Source organism: Streptomyces sp. NPDC001315, assembly GCF_042896175.1.
Taxonomy (GTDB): Bacteria; Actinomycetota; Actinomycetes; order Streptomycetales; family Streptomycetaceae; genus Streptomyces.
In genome coordinates this window covers 28308-46441 of the sequence record NZ_JBIAWZ010000032.1, presented here as the reverse complement: position 1 = coordinate 46441, position 18134 = coordinate 28308, and the positions used below count along the sequence as shown (strand labels likewise).

Sequence of the window (18134 nt, the reverse complement as noted above, 5' to 3'; positions counted from 1 at the left end):
GCAGGCCGCCGGCGCCGAATCCGTCCTCGATCATCTGGCGCCGGCCGAGGGTACGAAGCTGATCAAGGTGGACCTCGCCTCCCGGCGCGTGGACTTCCGCCACCCCCCTCGTGCGCTCGGCGGTGGTGGAGTCCGCCGGGGAGGCCGAGCTGCGCCGGACCCACCGGTTGCTCGCCGACCTGTTCACCGACGATCCGGAGCGCCATGCCTGGCACCTCGCCGAAGCGGCGAGCGGCGCCGACGAGTCCGTCGCGGCCCCGCTGGAGGAGGCCGCGCACCACAAGCTCCGCCGCGGCGACGCGACCGGAGCCCTGGCCGCACTGGTCCGCGCCGCCCGGCTCAGCGACGGCGCCGGCGACCGCCGCCGTCGTCTGGCCGAGGCCTCCTACCTGGCCGCCTATGTCACCGGGGACCTGAACACCGCCACCCATCTGCTGGACGAGATCGGCCCCCTCGACCCACGGCTCAGCGGCGCGCTGCACGCGGCGGCCTGCTCCTACGTGCTGATCAACGGCGACGGGGACACCGAAATGGCGCACACCGTGCTCGTCGACGCCATCGAGAAGGGCGACCACGGCTACAAGGCGTCGCGCGGCGACCTCGTCGAGGCGCTCTACGCGATGATGATGAACTCCTGGCTGGGCGGCCGGGAGGACTACTGGCCGCCGCTGCACGCCGCCATCGAGCGGCTCCAGCCGCAACCGCCCGACACTCTGCTGCTCGTCAGCAGGATGCTCCCCGACGCCGCCCGCACCGCGCCCGAGATGCGGCGACGCCTGGCCGGACTGATCCACCGCCAGCAGGAGCAGCGGGACCCCACCCGGTTGGTCCGCCTGAGCACGGCGGGCATCTATCTGGACCTGCTCAGCGGCTGCCGCACGGGGGCCTGGCGGCTCGTCGAGAGCGGACGGGCGGGCCTCGCCGTCGGCAGCGCGCTGGCCGGGGTGGCACTGTTGTGCTTCGACGACTTCGCTGTCGGCCGCTGGGAAGAGGTCGAACGGCTGGCCGACGAGGGCCTGGAGCTCTGCGCGGAGCACGGGTACGACTTCACGGCCTGGTTCTACTTCCTGCACAAGGCCCTGCTGGCCGCGGTTCGTGGCGACCCGGAGGTGCGTCGATGGGCCGCTGAACTCGTCCGCGTGACCAGCGCCCGCAAGGCCCATGGCGCGGAGCTGACCGCACAGCACCCCAGGGCGCTGGCCGCCGCCGGACGCTGCGACTGGGAGGCGGCCTACCAGCACGCCTCCCGGCTCAGCCCGGCGGGCCGGCTGGCCCCTCACACCTCCCACGCCCTGTGGGTGGCCCTGGACCTGGTGGAAGCGGCGGTGCGTACCGGACGGTCTGCGGAGGCGGCGGCGCACGCCCGGGCGATGCGCGAGGCCCGGCTGCCGGAGCTGTCCTCCCGCCTCTCCCTGTTCACCCTGGCCGCCGAAGCGCTCGTAGCCCCGGACGAGGAGGCCCCGGCGCTCTTCGACCGTGCCATATCGGGCCCCGGCGCCCATCACTGGCCGTTCGACTATGCGCGTATGCAGTTCCTCTACGGTGAGCGTCTGCGGCGCATGGGCGACGTGACCGAGGCACGTTCCCATCTCAGCACCGCACTCAGCGTCTTCAAGCGTCTCGGGGCCATGCCCTGGGCGAACCGGGCGGGCACCGAGCTGAGGGCCGCCGGCCGCAAGCACTCTCTCCCGGCCGCCGAGAGCACGGGGACCGGGAGCCTCACGGCCCAGGAGGTGGAGATCGCCCTGCTCGCCGCCGGGGGCCTGACCAACAAGCAGATCGGTGAGCGGCTGTTCCTCTCCCACCGCACGGTGGGCACCCACCTGTACCGCATCTTCCCCAAGCTCGGCATCACCTCCCGCGCTGCGCTCAGGGACGCGCTGTCGCAGCAGAGAACCCTTCAGGAAGAAGCATCGCAGTAACACTTAATCGAAAGCTGACACATGACCAAGACCTTGGTTCACGCCGTCAGTAGAACTCAGTGGCATTCCTTGTGGAAATGTTCAGTAGTACGGAACAAGAACCTGGCGTCTCATTCGATCAGGTGAGCCGGCTGGTCCCACTCCACACATGCCGCTTCCTGTCCCGCGGGGACAAGGCGATAGGTCTCCAGAAGCCACTCGGTGACGGGCTCGGCCGGCATCTCGAAGAGAGCGGTGTGGGGGGCACGGCCCACTTCGAGCCACAGGAACCAGCCGCCGGCCCCGTCGCTCTCCGACCGCACGGTGACATCGCCCTCGCCGACGCTGCCCGCCAGTCCGTCGGCGAGCAGTTCCCGGGAGAAGACCCACCGCACCGGATGCTCGCCCTCCGAATTGAGGATCAGCGTGACGGCATAGGGGTCCCGCACGTCGTAGGAGAATTCGCAGGAGATCATTACCGGAAGCCGTTTGGCGACCCAATAGGTGGCGGCGGACGTGAGGTGCGCTTTTCTCATTCCGTCCACCCCTGCATGAATACGAAAAGAGGGTCGTAATTCACTGTTTCCGGCTGGCTCATCTGCTCGCTTCCCGTTCCTGGGACAGGGTCGCCCCGCACCACCCCGTACCGCCTCTTCATCATGACGGGCCGCCGCACTGCTTTCCCATACGTCATCTGACGCTGATGACCCGGCCATGCGGGCCGGGTCGGGCCCCCCGGCACAGCGCAACGGGGTATCAAACGGTCATGACTTCTCCCTGAACACATCACAAGACATATGAAGTAACGTTTCTTGCGTATCGAAGAGTCATGAGGCGTCACATGTGTTGGCGCAGACAAGGATGTATGATGCGAACTGAAACTTATGACTACGTCGTGATCGGGGCAGGCACGGCCGGATGTGTTCTGGCGGCACGACTGTCGGAGGACCCCGAGGTCCGGGTCCTGCTCCTCGAAGCGGGCGCCTCCGAACCGCTCGATCTGATGGCCGCCCCTCCGGCCTGGCCGGCACTGATGGGTTCCAAGGCCGACTGGGCCGACCGGTCCGTCCCGCAGGAGGGCGCCGACAACATGGTGATCCCCCTGCCACGCGGGCGGGCCCTGGGAGGCAGCTCGTCCATCAACGCCATGACCTTCCTGCGCGGACACCGCTCCAGCTACGACGCCTGGGAGAAGGCCGGCGCGACGGGCTGGACGTACGACGAACTCCTGCCGTACTTCAAGCGCAGCGAGAACCTGACGGGCGTGCCCGGCCGGGACCCCCGCTACCGGGGCATGGAGGGACCGCTGCGGGTCGCTCCGGCCGCGCAGCCCCACCCGCTGTCCGAGGCCTTCTTCGAGGCGGTGCGGGAGGCCGGCCACCCGATCACCGAGGACTTCACCAGCGGCGTGGAGGAGGCGTTCGGCTGGGAGGACCTGACCATCGTCGACGGGCGCCGACTGGACGCGGCGACCGCCTATCTCCGGCCCGTCCTCGACCGCCCCAACCTGACCGTGGTGACGGACGCCTTGGCCCACCGGCTGACCTTCGACGGCGGACGGTGCACGGGCGTCGAGTACGGCACCGGCGAGCAGCCGCACAGTGCGCTGGCGACGCGGGAAACGGTGCTGACCGCGGGCGCCCTGGGCACCACCCAGCTGCTGATGCTCTCCGGCATCGGCCCGGAGGACCACCTGCGCGAGGTCGGCGTCGAGCCGCGGCTGCACCTTGCGGGCGTGGGCGCCAACCTCCAGGACCACCCCTTCACGGGTGTCGTCTACCGGTCCGCCCGTCTGGTTCCGCCATCCCCGGGCAACCACGGCGAGGTCGCGGGGCTGATCCGCACCGACCCCTCCCTGGACGGCCCGGACGTCCAGCTGCAGATGGTGGACGTGCCACTGCGCGAGGACACCCTGCCGGGTCCCGAGATGAACCAGGGGTACATGCTCATGGCGGCGCTCATGCGGCCGTTCAGCCGGGGCACGGTCCGGCTGGCCGATGCCACTCCCGGCAGCGCGCTCGTCGTCGACCCGCGCTACTACACCGACCCGCGGGACGTCGACGCCCTGGTGCACGGGCTGCGCGTGGTGAGGGCAATCGGCGAGACCGAGGCGCTGGCCGACTGGCGGGACGAGGAGGCCCTGCCCGGCGCGGGCGTCGAGGACGACGAGGCCCTACGCGCCTACGTCCGCAGGAACATCCGCTCCTACTCCCACTACAGCGGTACATGCCGCATGGGTACCGACGAGGGCGCCGTGGTCGATCCGGAACTGCGGGTGCGCGGCGTGGAGGGGCTGCGGGTGGCCGACGCGTCGGTCATGCCGACCATCGTGTCCGCCAACACCAACGCCACCGTCTACGCGATCGCCGAGCGCGCGGCGGAGCTGCTGCGCACGAGCTGACGCACCGCCATGCTCCGGCGCATCGTCCTGGGACTCCTGGAAGACCGCCGCGATGGCCGGGGCCACCGCGGCGGACACCTCGTGTCCGGTCTGCGGCGTGGGGCGGCCGGTTCGCCGCAGATCACCGCGGTCAGCATCATGCTGAGGAGCGGGACACCGGTACGCGGGGCGCCGAGCGGCCCGCTCCGGGCTGGCGAAGACGTGCTCTCAGGTCGCACGGGGCCGACTGAACCGCACGCCCCGCACGCCCACCGACGGCCGCGGAGCGTGGCCGCGCGTCCCCCTTCCTGTCCGCCGGTCGGTCGACAGACAAGCCACCTCCCCATCAGACACCTGATGTCATGAGCCGGTAGAGTATGAGTCATATATCCGTCAGCGTACGGAACGAAGCACACATGCGGTTCGAGGATCACAAGGGTGACGCACATGGCAGCTACGTCGACCGCGGAGGGCGCGGACCACTTGTCCGCCGGGGCGGGCACCGGGGATCTGGCGCAGGTCACCGCCAACTTCCGCCAGTACCTCATGGGCTGGGGCGCGCAGGACAACACCCAGGGAGACTTCGACTGCTACCGCAGCGGGCTGTCCCAGGCGCAGTTCAACGGTGTCGTACGGCTGAGGTCGCTGGACGTCGTGGAGAAGTCGCTGGCCACGGCGCGTGTGCACCTCGCCGGCGTGCCCTGGTGGTGGTGGGTCGGCCCGGACAGCCCGGCGGAGACCGTCTCCGCGCTGTCCTCGCTCGGCGCGGTGTCCCTGGGCGCCGTACCCCTGATGACCCGGTCCCTCGACAGGGTCGAGGAGACCGAGGATCCCCCGGCCGGCCCGCGGGTCGAGGAGGTGCGGGACGCGGACCGGCTGAGGGAACTGGTCCGTACCTACAGCGCCTCGATGGGAGTGTCCCCGGGCCTGGAGGACGGCATGGTGCGCGTCGAGGCCGGGCGGCCCGACAACGCGGACGTGGTCCGGCTCGCCGCGGTGCTCGACGGCCGGGTGGTCGGTACGACGGTCGTCATGATGGCGCACGAGGTGGCCGGCATCTTCCTGGTCCATGTCGCACAGGAGCATCGCCGGCGTGGCATCGGCGGCGCGCTGACGACGGCGGCCCTGCGGGCGGGCAGGGAGCGCGGGATGCGGCTGGCCGCGCTCGGGGCCAGCCCGATGGGCGAGCCGCTGTACCGCCGCTTCGGTTTCACGGCCGTCTCCGAGTATCACCTCTTCTCCGGACCCACCGCCTGACACCTTGGTGTCAGCTCTTCACCTGTGAGGGACGATCCCCATGACGGACATCGAACTGCCCGACGCCATCCGCGTGTTCATCGAGGCGACCAACGCCGGTGACTCCGAGGCCTTCGTGGCCGCTTTCGCGCCGGACGCGTACCTGAACGACTGGGGGCGCGAGTTCCATGGCCGCCGCGGGGTGAGCGAGTGGAACCGGACCGACAACGTCGGCGTACATGCGCACTTCGACCTGGTCTCGGCGCGGCAGGGGTCCGAGGACGACCGCTATCTGGTGACGCTGAAGGTCTCGGGCAACGGCTACAACGGCACCGGGCCCATGGACTTCCAGCTGCGCGACGGACTGATCGCGAGCCTCCGCATCAGCTGAGCCGCGGTGGGCGGGCGGCGGGCGGCGGGGGCAGCCGCATGCCGACGAGGTCGGGCGGGATCGGCGTCTCGGGTTGGAAGAACAGCGCCGACGGTCCGTCCGGGGCCGTGGCGGGGGCGTCGGTCAGATGGAACCGGTCCCGGAGCTGGCCGTAGAAGTCGATGGGGTGCAGCCGGATCAGCCGCACTCGGTCGGGAGCGCGGAACACCCCGATCCAGTCACCGGGGTCGAGCACCCCGCGCACCAACTGGCCGTCGACGCTCACCGCGGCCTGTCCGGAGTGGAGCAGGATGCGCAGGGCGACCACTTCGTCGGGCGCGGCGCCGATGCTGCGGTTGAAGGTCATGTGCGGGGCGATGGAGGTGAAGACGACCGCGTCCATGTGCAGGGACAGCACCGGGCCCCCCGGCGGCGAAGCTGTAGGCGGTGGACCCGGTGGGCGTGGCCACGGTCAGCGCGCCCACCGAGTGGGACGCCGGCAGCCGGCCCGCGAGGTAGACGCCGACGCCGACCTGCCGGTCGCAGGCGAGCTCCTCCAGGACCACGTCGTTGAGGGCGCTGACGTCGAGGGCCGCACCCCAGCCCTGGCCTTCCGTGGTTTCCGGCCGGACTTGCGGGGCGGGCAGCGCGGGGCCGCCCCGCTGAGAGACACCATGTGAGACGGGCGCGTCGGCACCTTGTGGGGGATTGCCCCACGCCCCGGCTGGTGATTACGTCACCTGCTGGCAGGGCGGATTCACCGGCCCCACCCTGGAGTACTCCCCGGCCCAGGTCGGCACGTGCGTCAGCGCTGCCCTTCTCCGTGCAGGCTGCTCAGGGCTGACAGTCATGTGTTCCTGGATATAGAGTAAGTTTATGACTATGGTTCGGCCGGATAGTGTCTGAGTTATGACGACCACGAAGGACGGGTCTACAGTCAGTGTGTTCTCGAAGGACTGCCTCTCTCGCCAGGTGCTGTTGGACGTGACCGGCCGGTGGGGCATCCTCGTCCTGGCTGCCCTGTACCAGCGGGAATGCCGATTCAACGTACTGCGACGCCGTATTGAGGGCATCAGCGAGAAGATGCTGTCGCAGACCCTGCTGACACTGCGCCGGGACGGCCTGGTCAACCGGCACGTCGAGGCCTCCGTCCCACCCAAAGTCACTTATAGCCTGTCCCCGCTCGGGAGCACCGTGGCGCGGCGGGCCGTCGAGTTGGTCGCGCTCCTCGAAACAGAGGTGGACCAATTCGAACGGGCCTGGGAGACCTTCGAGGAGTGAGCCCGGCTCCGGGTCCAGATCCGCGCCCGCCTCCTCATCCGCCCTGCCCGCCTCCTGCCGCCGGTGCGGGCAGCCATGTGTGTGTCATTGACTGTGTACATGGGAGGCCGGGTGACTGGCACGGGCCCGGCTGTGTCCCGCAGGTGTCTGTCTCGGGCCCGGCGGAGGTGGGCCGCGCCCGTGACAGGCAGGTACTGCACCCGGTTCAGCGCTCGCTGTCCAGCGTGGCCAGCAGGGGGGCGGCGTACCGCTCACCGGCCGCGGCACCGGACGGGATCGCCTCCTCGATCTCCTTCAGCGCATCGGCGTCGAGGGTCAGGGTGGCGCCGCCCAACGACTCCGTCAGGCGCTCCCGGCGACGGGCTCCGACGAGCGGCACGATGTCGTCGCCCTGGGCCGCGACCCAGGCGATGGCCACCTGACTGGTGGTGGCGCCGAGGCGCTCGGCCACCCGGCCGAGGGCTTCGACCAGGCGCAGGTTGGCCTCCAGGTTCTCGCCCTGGAAGCGCGGCGAGTGCGCGCGGAAGTCGTTGCCGCTGAGCTCGCGCGAGGACGACCAGTGGCCGCTGAGCAGACCGCGGGAGAGGACGCCGTATGCGGTCAGGCCGATGCCCAGTTCCCGCAGGGTCGGGATGATCGACTCCTCGGGACCGCGGGAGATCAGCGAGTACTCGATCTGCAGGTCGCTGATCGGGGCCACCGCCGCCGCGCGTCGGATGGTCTCGGCGCCCAGTTCGGACAGGCCGATGTGGCGGATGTAGCCGGCCTGGCGCATCTCCTCCAGAGCGCCGACGGTCTCCTCGACCGGGATGTTCGGGTTGAGCCGGGCCGGGCGGTAGATGTCGATGTAGTCGGTCTCCAGGCGCCGCAGGGAGTAGGCGAGGCGGTCCTTGACGGCTTCCGGCGATACGTCGTAGGGCACCGGCTGGAAGGCGCCGTCGGGGGTGCGACGGGAGCCGAACTTGACGCTCAGCACGACGTCCTCGCGCCGCCGCTCGCGCAGTGCGCGGGCGATGAGCATCTCGTTGGCGCCCGAGCCGTAGAAGTCGCCGGTGTCGATCAGGTTGACGCCCGCGTCGATCGCGGCGTGCAGCGTGGCGATGCTCTCCGCGTCGTCGGCCGGACCGTACAGGTCCGACATGCCCATGGCGCCCAGGCCGATGGTGGAAACCTCGGGGCCGAACGTGCCGAGCTTGCGCCGACTGACAGTCATGACGGTTCTCCTTCTAGGAAACGTGGTGCGTTCAGGATGGGACGAAGGTGAGGGATTCCTGCCGCGGGGAACGCGGGCGGGGCGGTTCAGATGCGGTCGAGCAGGCGGGTGACGCCCATCCGGCGGGCCAGGCGCAGCCGCAGTTCCTCGGCGGCGCCCTGGCGCTGACGTGCCGACCTTTCGACCGAATCATCGCTCACCCATTTGATACATCGACGATAACATAACGGCGATCACGGTCAAGCGTTATCATTGATTGCATGACAGCGATCGACACGACCGCGCAGCCGCGCGAACGCATCCTGCGGGCAGCATCGGACCTGCTGACCGAGGGCGGACGGGAGGCGGTCTCCACCCGTTCCGTCAGCGCGGCCGCAGGGGTACAGGCACAGACGATCTACCGGCAGTTCGGCGACATGCAGGGCCTGCTCGACGAGGTCGCCCGGCGCGGCCTCGCGGCCTATCTCGCCGACAAGCAGGCCAACCTCGCCTCCGGTGACCCACTTGAGCAACTGCGCCGGGGCTGGGACCTGCACGTGGCCTTCGGCCTCGCCAACCCGGCCCTGTACCGGCTCCTGTACACCGCCCACCGGCCCGGCGAGGGCGCCGCGGCGATGAACGAGGCGTACGACATCCTTCTGCAACTGGTGACCCGGGTCGCCGAGTCCGGCCGGCTGTGCATGGGCGTGGAGGCGGCAGCGGAGATGATCCATGCCACCGGCATCGGCGTGACGGTCACGCTGATCGGCGCCCAGGAGGCCGGGCGGCTCTCCGAACACGAGGGTCTGTCGCGGAACACACGGGAGGCCGTGCTGGCGGCCCTGGTCACGGAGGCGGAGCCCACCGCTCCGGCCGAGGACACCCGAGCCGCCCACGGTGCCCGGCACGCCGTGGCCCTGAAGGCCCTGCTCGACGAGGCCGAGGACGACCGTCCCTTCACCCCGGGCGAGCATCTGCTGCTGACGGAGTGGCTGACCCGTCTCGCCTCCAGCACGGTCCCCGGCGGCACCGACTAGCCCGCCCCCCACCCGCGCTGGCCCCGGCTTCCGGCGCGGGGCCACGGCCCCGGACCACTCCCCCACGCCCTCCCACGGCGACGCCACCGCGACAACAGGACAGCCGAGCCCCACCCGCCGTCCCGGAATCGCTGCGAGCCGGCCGCACACCGCGGCCGCACCGTGCGATGCCGCCTCCGACCGGCAGATCCCGACCTGGCGACGATCCGCCCTGCACTCCTTCGGTGCGCCAGCCCTGACGGGGATCGTGGCGCGACGGAACGGGATCGGTCATCAGGCTTCTTCTCCTGCGCGCGGCGAAGTGCAGGATCCACGGGGACGTGGTGAAGAACAGGCCGACCAGGAAGACCGGGCCGTTGACCAGGGCCACGGCGTGCGCCCCGAGCACACGGGCGTAGCGCTCGCGCATCTCGAAGGCGTCCGGATGGTCCGCCATGTCGTCCCTGCGGTGCGGATAGCCAGACATCGGGGGCCTCCTTCCTGCTGTCCGGGACCCCATGCTGTCGTGCCGCCGCCGGGCGAACATCACACATTCGCGCGATAAGGAACTCAGTAGGTGACTCCCACGCCTTCTCACATGGGGACACCTCAGCCATAGATCATGCTTCCGACCCGATACATGGGAACCCACTACCGGCGCTCCGCGCCCTGAAGCATGTTTCCTACATGACCACGTCTCTCACGCCCCTCGCCCACGCGCCGCGCGCATCGCGTCTCCCGCCGGTTCCTGCGGGATCTCGACCGCCCCGCCGACCTGTTCCGCAACCTCGGTCCCAACTGGTACGCCTCGGTGATGGGCAGCGGCATCGTCGTCCGCGGCGGCTCCGCCTGTTCCACTTGGGTCAGGCACTGTCGTAGGGGCGTCTATGCACAGGCCAGTGCGCTCAAGCGGCAATCCGACCGGCGGGTGCGGACAGCGGTGCGGCTCTCCGCTCAACGCGCGCCCGTATCCATCGCCTGCGCATTCATTTTTTCTCTGCCCTCCACCCCGACACCGAAGCGACCGAAGCCACCGAACGCCTCGGCGTGCCGGTCATCTTCACATGAACGTGTGATGCCAACGGTCAGGTGTCGGGGCACCCTCGGGCTCATCGCCATCTGTCCGGGGAGGAATCGTGTCCGTGTCCCTCGCACAAGAGCCGGCTCGCACCGAGCGGTGCAGCCGACTGCTCCTGTTCGGCCGTCGCTGGGGATGGCTCGCCGTCCTGCTGGCGGGCCTGCTGCTGTTCTGGCTGATCCACGCGGCACTGGTCTCCACCCGTAACCCCAACCTGGTCCCGGCCCTCATCTTCTTCGGCGCGGCCCTGGTCCCGGCGGCCTTCGTCGCATTCGTCGCGGGCCGGCGCCTGGACTTCGGCGTCGGCATGGGCGTCGTGGGGGCCACCGCGCTGGCCGGCGGCGCGATCGGGGTGACCACGGCCGGGTTCCTGGAGTACCGGACCCTGCTGCTGATGGACTTCCTGCCGATGGTCGCCGTGGGCCTGATCGAGGAGGCCGCGAAGCTCATCGTCCCGTTCCTCCTCGTGCTGATCATCCGTGCCCGGCACCCCGGTGACGGACTGCTCATCGGAGTGGCCTCCGGCGCCGGGTTCGCCGTGTTCGAGACCATGGGCTATGCGTTCGTCGAACTCCTCAACTCCAACGGGGACCTGACGACCGTCGACCATCTGCTCGTGGTCCGGGGCCTGCTGAGTCCCGCGGCCCACATGGCCTGGACCGGGCTCACGTCCGCCGCGCTGTGGTCCGCGACGGCGGCCCAGCGCCACCACCGCAAGCGGGCGATCGCCGTCTTCTTCCTGGTGTACGCCGTCGCGGTGGCGCTGCACGCGGCCTGGGACAGCTTCAACAGCGACACCGCGTACGTGATTCTGGCGGCACTCAGCCTGTCCTTCCTCATCTACGCCACGCACCGGCTGGCCACGCCGCGGGTCAGCGCGGACTCAGCAGTTCCGACTCCAGGACTGCGCGGATCTTCTCCGTCCACGGCTCCGGTGCGGCGGTCTTCGGATCGATCTTGACGATCACCCGCCGTCCGTACGCGTGTGTGACGCCCCCGGAGTGGAACCGGCAGGCGAACTGAGTGCTGGTCACGCCCAGGCGGTCGAGCCGGAACACCGCGGCCCTCCACGTACTGACGGCGGACCAGGTGGCCCGGGCCCTTCGGGGCGACCAGGGCGACGTCGACACCGGCCGGGGGCTTGATGAAGCCGAAGCGGATGTTGAAGCCGTGGGCGAAGAACAGCGCGTCGCCGTCCTTCAGGTTCGGGGCGATGGACTCCTCGTAGACCTGGGCCTGGATCGGGTCCGGGATGAGGATCATGATGACGTCGGCCTCGGCGGCGGCCTCCGCCGGGGTCAGCGCTCACCAGTTGCTCACAGGGGGCAACGTCAGCCGGTGCCGGGTATGTCATGCGCATGACACTCCGCCCAACGATTTCGCCGTGGGCACGGGGACCCCGCTCGGCCCGGTCGGCGGAACGTGGTCCCCGCGGCACGCGGAGCGAGCGCCCTCAGCCCCCGGCGGGGATGTCGTCACCCGCATCGCTGCCGTCCGCTTTCTCCCCGCCCTTCTCGAGGCCCAGGTAGAACACCGAGTGCCCCTGCTTGAGACGCTGCGCGCTGCTCCGGGCGACAAGCCCTTCCAGCGTGGTGCGCACCACGGTCGTCTTGATGACACGGTCCGGGTGCGCCTCGCTCAGCGCGGTCGCGACCTCCGCCGCGGAACACGGCTCCGACTGCTCGGCGAGGTACGCGCGGATCAGGGCCACCAGGGTCGGTGACTGCTGCCTCCTCCGCGTGGCACCCGCTGCGGAGACGGCGGGCAGGTCGTAGCCCTGCGAAGGGGACGACGTGGGGACCTGCTGGAGCGGGATGCCACTCTCCAGTGCCTGCTGCATGGTCGCGAGCACGGTGTGGTCGTGCTGGAGAGTCAGCAGGCGAGCCTGAAGTGCCTGGATCTCGTTTCGAACCTGGTCCTGTTCCTGCACATTGCGTTCAAGGTCCTGTGTCAACTGGGAACTGTAATGCGTCAACAGCTCAGTGGTGGTCAGGCTGGCGTCAGGCATGCAGCAGACCCTCCTTGGTTCGGCTCTCGGACGAAGGCTCTATGTCGATGTATGTCATGCGGTTACTGAGGGGGCGTGGCTCAGTCGCTCCCACAGATACTACGCCTCGTCCCAGTGCCGTGGCTGGTCCGGTCTCACGCACCGACCTCGCACTGTGTTACCACAGAGGGAAAGTGAACCAAGTGCCTCACTTGGCTTCGAGAAGTCACCTGACTTACCCGGGCACATGTGCCTGCGTTAATGACTTACTCGACTTGCGATTGATGAAACCTGTACGGAATCACTGGATCAGCTGCGTCAGCTCGCTCCAGTCCGCGTCCTCCATCTCCCGGCCCCGCGGAACCAGGGCGTAGGAGCGGGCGAGCCACTGGGCGACCGGCTGAGCGGGCAGCTCGAAGAGTGCCGTGTGACCGGTACGGAGGTTCCCCACCTGCACCCACAGGGAACGCCGGCCCTCGCAGTGGACCGGCCAAATCTTCACCTCGCCCTGGCCCGATCGGGTGGTAAGCCCCTCGGTCACCAACTCGCGTGCGAACACCCAGCGCAGCGGATACTCCCCATCGGAGTCGAAGATCAGGGTGACGGCCAGCGGATCGGCGGAGTTGAACGAGAACTCACACGCAATCGACATGGGCAGACGCCGGGCGACCCAATGGGTGATGTGGATTGTGAGGCTGCACTTCGCCATTTGAGTCCTCCTGTGGACCGAGCGGATCGCCCGCCGTACCGTGCTGGGAATTGCCCCGACGCAATGTGGCGCATCGCCCCGGGAAAACCGCGTACTGCGGTAGCCGCTTGATTCAGCGCAGCGGGCACAGAAGCAGCACCCTGCCGCGGCGACGCGAGGCGCCGACAGCCTCCACCAGGCCAACAGGGTGGTGCCGACGCTCACCGAGATCAGGGCTCCGGCCGGCCTGGCGCGCGGCGGCCCACACGGATCCCGCCGACCGCACTCACCATCGCCCGGTGAGGAACAGACCGATCCTCGAACCGTGCGGTGTGCAGCTGTGCCATCTGTTCACTTCCCGCTTCTCCCGGCCGGGTGCGCCCAGCGCACCCGGCAGTGTCCTCATCGGCATCCGACGTCATCGTCGTGCCGCCGGGCCGGCCGACCACCGTCCGCCATGTCACGGTCACGTTCCGGTGTACGCCGCCTCAAGTGTCGCGACGGATCCGCCGCCCCGGCTGTAGTGCGGCCCGGACACCGCCCACGGGACGTCCCGGCGGCCGTCCTGGGGAGGACCCCACAACCACACGGCGGGACCTGTGGGAACGCACATGCCGGAAAGCGCCCGCCCCTCTCGGTCGACGGGCCCCAAATCCCCGTGCGGGGCCACCCTGTGGGGTTGTCCCGACATCTGCCATGGGGAGCTCCCGAACCACCTCTCAGGCGGTCTCGACAGCCAGAGCGGCGACGGATTGCCCACTATGTCGGATGACGCGGGGAAGGCTGCGCCCCTGGCAGGGGGAATGGCGGCCTTGTGCCCGGTCGGCCGGCCACGGGGCGTCGTGTGTCCCGTGGCCGGCCGTCGGTTGCCGGCTCCCCCGGCACTGACGCCTTGCGGTTTCGCGCCCCCGTCGACTCGCAGCGAACACGGACCCCTGGAGGTTGCCTTGAGCCACGCGATTGACGCCCTGCGGACGACGTCCGGCGCCGTCGATTCAGTGGCCTCGCTCCCCGTGCGCGGGCGCAGAGCGGAGCAGGAAAGGCTCACCCAATGGGTACGCCGGCACGTCCACCGCAACGGCGGCGGAGTCCTGTGGATCGAGGGGCCGGTCGGAGCCGGAAAGTCCCGCATGCTGGCCTGTGCCGGGAACGAAGCGGCTCTGGCGGGAGCGCGGGTGCTCACCGGCGCCGCGGTGGCATACGGGCGGATGACTCCCCTGGCACCGCTGCTGGACGCGCTCACCGTCGAGGCGGACGACTTCGCCCAAGGGCTGAGCGCCCGCGCCCGCCAGGGGGAGGGCAGCTCCTACTGGCTGCTGCGGGAAGTCGCCGCCCGGCTGCGCGAACTCACCCGTGACCGGCCGGTCGTCCTGCTCGTCGACGACGTACACGACTGCGACGACCTGACCCTGCTCGCGGTGCGCACGCTCACGGTCCAGCTCGCCGGGCTTCCGCTGCTGTGGGTGCTCACCTCCCGGACACACCCGGACGCACCGGCCGTGCAGGCCCTGCGCCGCGACCTGTTCACCCGGCAGGCCACCCAGCTCGCGCTGCCCCCGCTCGCCCCGGAGGCGGTACGGCAGATGGCGCGGGACCTTCTGGGCCCGCACGCGGCCGTCGCCGCGCCGTACCTGCGCTACCTCGACGGACTCCCGGGAACGGTAGGGCAGTTGTGCGCGTACCTCCGGGACGTCTCCCCCACCGACCCGTGCGCACCGGCGGGCCCGGCCGACGTACAGGCGGTGCTCACCTGGCTGGTCACCCGCCGTCTCGACCAGCTTTCCGAAGACGCGCGGGAACTGGTGCTGATCGCCTCGGTGCTGGGTGACAGGCTCACCGTTCAGCACCTGTCCCAGGTACTCGACCGCCCCGAACCCGCACTGCTCGCGCCCCTCAGTGAGGCCCTGGCCGCCCGGTTGCTGCACGCCGGAGACGACCGTCTGTCCTTCCCGCACGCCCCGCTGCGTGAGGCGGTCGCCGGGACACTCCCACGGCCCATGCACCTGTCCCTCCGCAGGCGCTCGGTCGAGGTCCGGGTGAAGGCGGGCGTGCCAACGGTGTCACTGGCCGCCGAGCTGATCGGCATCGCCGAACCCGGCGACGCCTGGGCGGGACGCATCCTGCGGGACGCCGCACAGGAGCTTGCCTCCGTCGCGCCGGGCACCGCCGCCCGCTACCTCAGGCGTGCCGTGGAACTCACCGAGGGCGTGTGCCCCGAGCGTCAGCGCCTGTCGGCGGAACTCGTCCCCCTGCTGTGGCAGACCGGCGAGGTCGCCGAGGCGCGTGACCTGGCCGGCGACGTGCTCCAGGCACCGCCCGATCCCGTCACCCACGCCCGAATCTGTCTCGAACTGGCCCGTATGGGCAGCCAGTTCGGCGTACACCAGCCGGAGGTCCACGTCCGCCATGTCCATCGCCGGCGGGACGTTCCGGTCTCCGTGAAGGACCAGTTGCTGTCGATCACCATGCTCAACCGTCTGCTGGCGGGCGAGGTGGAGGAGGCCGGCGGTGCCGTCGCGGAATCCCTGATGAGGGCGCGCGGTGTGCACCCGGTCAGTGAACTGACACACCGGACCCTGCAGTCGATGGGGGCCGCCCGCCGGCAGAACTGGGCGGATGCCATCCGGCACGGTGACATGGCGGCAGCGGGCATCGCGCGGCTCGACCCGACTCGCGCCGCCGCCCTTCCCGAGGTCGCCCTCACCACGAGCTGGCGTGCCTCGTTGCTGAGCCTGTCCGGGGACGACCGAGGAGCGCGGGACCTGGTCGAGGGGGCGATCGACGAGGCGGAGCAGCGCGGTCGGCAGGCACTGCTGCCCCTGTGGCGCACCGGACACGCCCGGCTGCTGCTGGACGGCGGGCAGTTGGCCGCGGCGACACGCGAACTGGCGGCCGCCGACGAGGTGATCGCGGCCACCGGATTGCCGTTCACCGGAGAGCCGACGGCCCTGCACATCAGGGCGCGGGTGGCCTTCCACACCGGAGACGACGCGGGAATCGAAGCCTGCGCGGCACGGGCCGACGACTTCCTGTCGAGCGACGATCCGCAGCAGCGCCGCACCGGGTCATGGATCGCCCTGCTCGCCGCGGTCTACCGCGGAAAATACCTGACGTCAGATCAACTCATCGAGGCAGCACGGCATTTGATGCGCGGCTTCACCCACGCTGCCGCCATCGACCCCGGAGACACCGTCCTGCTCGTCCGGGTGGCACTGGCCTGCGACCTGCGTGACATCGCGGAGTCCGCCGTCGAATTCGCCGAGCACCGGGCCCGACGCAACGCCCCTCTCCCCCTCTTCGAGGCAGCGGCCACGCATGCCCGCGGTGTCCTCGACAGCGACCGGGCCCGGCTCAGGGATGCGGCCGAGCGATACGGGAGCGCACGACCGCTGCTCAGGGCACAGGCCTGGGAGGACGCGGGGGCACTCCTGACGACGACCGACGCCGCCGAAGCACGGGCCTGCTTGGAGCGGGCACTGGAGGGGTACGAGGCCTGCGGCGCCGAGCGGGACAGCCGGCGCGCGCGCAGCCGACTGCGCAAGCTGGGCGTCAAGCCCACCGCGGCCGCCGCCGCACCGGACGCCGGATGGCGTGGACTGACGCCGTCCGAACTGGGCGTCGTACGCCTGATCGCTCACGGGGCGACCAACAGGCAGGCGGCGGAACGGCTGTTCCTGTCACCACACACCGTGAACACCCATGTGCGCCACGCCTTCGAGAAGCTGGGCATCCGCTCGCGGGTTCAGCTGGCGCGCCTCTACCTCCAGGAAGTCGACCAGCCCGCCGAATTCGCCTCCTGACCCGCACAGCGCCGCTCCACCGACGCTGTCGGGTTAACCCCACACCAGCCGTGTGGGTCGCGCTCAGCCAACTCTGGAGCGCTCTCGACAGATGGCGATACGTCATCTCACCAGACTGTGGAGCACGGCTTCGACACGAAAGCGAGAACACCATGTCCCACCACCTCGACTCCCCCATCGCCCGCCAGGACCCCCGCCTGGACATCACGGACCTGTACGTGTTCCGAGGTGAGCAGGGCACCGCGTTCGTCACGGACCACAGCCACTCGCTCGCCGGCGAGGACATCCCCCGAGGTCTGCACCCGGAGGGCAAGTACGAGTTCAAGATCGACTCCAATGGTGACGCCGTCGAGGACGTCACCTACCGCTTCACCTTCGCCGAGGCCGACGCGAGCGGCGTCCAGACCTACGAGGTACGTCGCCTGACCGGTCCCGACGCCCGGGACGACTTCGCCGAGGGTACGGTCATCGGACGGGGCCGCACGGGCGAGACCCTGGAACTCCCCGGTGGCAGCCGCGCCTGGGTCGGCAAGGCGGGCGACCCCTTCTGGATCGAGCCGGACGTCCTGCACGCCGTCGGCCACGCCTTCCAGGACGGCACCAAGGTCGATCTCTCCGCTTGGGACCCGAAGCAGGCGACGAACCTGTTCGCGGGCCACACCGTCCACTCCATCGTCCTGGAGGTCGCCGACGAGGAGTTGCTGCCGATCGCCGGTGCGGACCGCAAGGTCGACGTATGGGCCGTCGCGTTCCTGGCCACGGACGCCGGTGGCTGGCGCCCGATCAACCGGGCCGGCCTGCCGATGATCCACCCGCTCTTCACCCAGTACAACGAGTCCCTCGGCGACCGTCTCAACGAGAACACGCCGGCCCGCGACGTCGAGCTGTACGGCAAGGCGCTCACCGAGTCGGTGGCCGGTGTGGTCCGCGCCTACGGCACCGCCGAGGACCCCGAGGCCTACGCGCAGACGGTCGTGGACAGGATCCTCCCCAATGTGTTGCCCTACGTGGTCGGCACCCCGGCCTCCTACGGGTTCGCCCAGTGGAACGGCCGTACGCTCACGGACAACGCACCGGACGTCATGTTCTCCTTCGCGAGCAACACGCCGGTGACCCTCGGGATCGGCAAGGAGTCGATCACTGCCAAGCCCTCGAAGACCTTCCCGTACGTGCCGCCGGCGGCGTGACGGTCTGACGGAAGAGGC

At 70.0% G+C, this 18134-nt stretch carries 13 protein-coding genes and 2 pseudogenes; 9 read left to right on the top strand and 6 right to left on the bottom strand.

Features of this window, described 5'->3' with window-relative positions:
* Window positions 1-110: 110 nt before the first annotated feature.
* Window positions 111-1922, top strand: a complete 1812-nt coding sequence (locus ACFY16_RS40530) for a LuxR C-terminal-related transcriptional regulator (protein WP_390652253.1) — start codon at window positions 111-113, stop codon at window positions 1920-1922.
* 110 nt (window positions 1923-2032) lie between these two features.
* Here ACFY16_RS40530 and ACFY16_RS40525 read toward each other — a convergent pair whose 3' ends face one another.
* A complete protein-coding gene (locus tag ACFY16_RS40525; RefSeq protein ID WP_390652252.1) occupies window positions 2033-2437 on the bottom strand; it encodes an SsgA family sporulation/cell division regulator in 405 nt (134 codons plus the stop codon).
* A 329-nt stretch (window positions 2438-2766) separates the two neighbouring features.
* On the opposite strand from ACFY16_RS40525, the gene ACFY16_RS40520 reads away from it, so the two are divergent.
* The 3 genes from ACFY16_RS40520 (at window position 2767) to ACFY16_RS40510 (ending at window position 5908) form a co-directional block, all read left to right on the top strand.
* Window positions 2767-4302 carry a GMC family oxidoreductase gene (locus tag ACFY16_RS40520; protein WP_390652251.1) on the top strand — a complete coding sequence of 512 codons (1536 nt, stop codon included), beginning with the start codon at window positions 2767-2769 and terminating at the stop codon, window positions 4300-4302.
* A 426-nt stretch (window positions 4303-4728) separates the two neighbouring features.
* Entirely contained in the window at window positions 4729-5538 is an 810-nt protein-coding gene (locus tag ACFY16_RS40515) for a GNAT family N-acetyltransferase (RefSeq protein WP_390652250.1), read from the top strand.
* A gap of 40 nt (window positions 5539-5578) precedes the next feature.
* A complete protein-coding gene (locus ACFY16_RS40510; RefSeq protein WP_390652249.1) occupies window positions 5579-5908 on the top strand; it encodes a nuclear transport factor 2 family protein in 330 nt (109 codons plus the stop codon).
* Here the strand turns inward: ACFY16_RS40510 and ACFY16_RS40505 are convergent.
* Window positions 5901-6543: pseudogene (locus ACFY16_RS40505) on the bottom strand (NAD(+) kinase); the annotation flags it as partial. The gene ACFY16_RS40510 and the pseudogene ACFY16_RS40505 sit on opposite strands and share 8 nt — an antisense overlap.
* Before the next feature lie 253 nt (window positions 6544-6796).
* Between ACFY16_RS40505 and ACFY16_RS40500 the strand changes: the two are divergent.
* Entirely contained in the window at window positions 6797-7168 is a 372-nt protein-coding gene (locus tag ACFY16_RS40500; RefSeq protein ID WP_390652248.1) for a winged helix-turn-helix transcriptional regulator, read from the top strand.
* Between the two features lie 205 nt (window positions 7169-7373).
* Here the strand turns inward: ACFY16_RS40500 and ACFY16_RS40495 are convergent, their stop codons facing one another.
* A complete protein-coding gene (locus ACFY16_RS40495; protein WP_390652247.1) occupies window positions 7374-8381 on the bottom strand; it encodes an aldo/keto reductase in 1008 nt (335 codons plus the stop codon).
* 260 nt (window positions 8382-8641) lie between these two features.
* Between ACFY16_RS40495 and ACFY16_RS40490 the strand changes: the two genes are divergently transcribed.
* The gene (locus ACFY16_RS40490; protein ID WP_390652246.1) at window positions 8642-9397 is read left to right on the top strand and encodes a TetR/AcrR family transcriptional regulator; all 756 of its coding nucleotides are present in this window, start codon (window positions 8642-8644) and stop codon (window positions 9395-9397) included.
* Window positions 9398-10518: 1121 nt separating this feature from the next.
* Window positions 10519-11415, top strand: a complete 897-nt coding sequence (locus tag ACFY16_RS40485; protein WP_390652245.1) for a PrsW family intramembrane metalloprotease — start codon at window positions 10519-10521, stop codon at window positions 11413-11415.
* Window positions 11416-11504: 89 nt separating this feature from the next.
* Here ACFY16_RS40485 and ACFY16_RS40480 read toward each other — a convergent pair.
* From ACFY16_RS40480 to ACFY16_RS40470, 3 genes and pseudogenes are all read right to left on the bottom strand, one after another.
* Window positions 11505-11756, bottom strand: a pseudogene (locus tag ACFY16_RS40480) (ketol-acid reductoisomerase); the annotation flags it as partial.
* A 151-nt stretch (window positions 11757-11907) separates the two neighbouring features.
* The gene (locus ACFY16_RS40475; RefSeq protein ID WP_390652244.1) at window positions 11908-12462 is read right to left on the bottom strand and encodes a hypothetical protein; all 555 of its coding nucleotides are present in this window, start codon (window positions 12460-12462) and stop codon (window positions 11908-11910) included.
* Window positions 12463-12742: 280 nt separating this feature from the next.
* The gene (locus ACFY16_RS40470) at window positions 12743-13093 is read right to left on the bottom strand and encodes an SsgA family sporulation/cell division regulator (RefSeq protein WP_390652243.1); all 351 of its coding nucleotides are present in this window, start codon (window positions 13091-13093) and stop codon (window positions 12743-12745) included.
* Window positions 13094-14076: 983 nt separating this feature from the next.
* On the opposite strand from ACFY16_RS40470, the gene ACFY16_RS40465 reads away from it, so the two are divergent.
* Window positions 14077-16929 carry a LuxR C-terminal-related transcriptional regulator gene (locus ACFY16_RS40465; protein WP_390652242.1) on the top strand — a complete coding sequence of 951 codons (2853 nt, stop codon included), beginning with the start codon at window positions 14077-14079 and terminating at the stop codon, window positions 16927-16929.
* A 152-nt stretch (window positions 16930-17081) separates the two neighbouring features.
* A complete protein-coding gene (locus ACFY16_RS40460; RefSeq protein ID WP_390652241.1) occupies window positions 17082-18116 on the top strand; it encodes a DUF4331 family protein in 1035 nt (344 codons plus the stop codon).
* The last annotated feature ends 18 nt before the right edge of the window (window positions 18117-18134 follow it).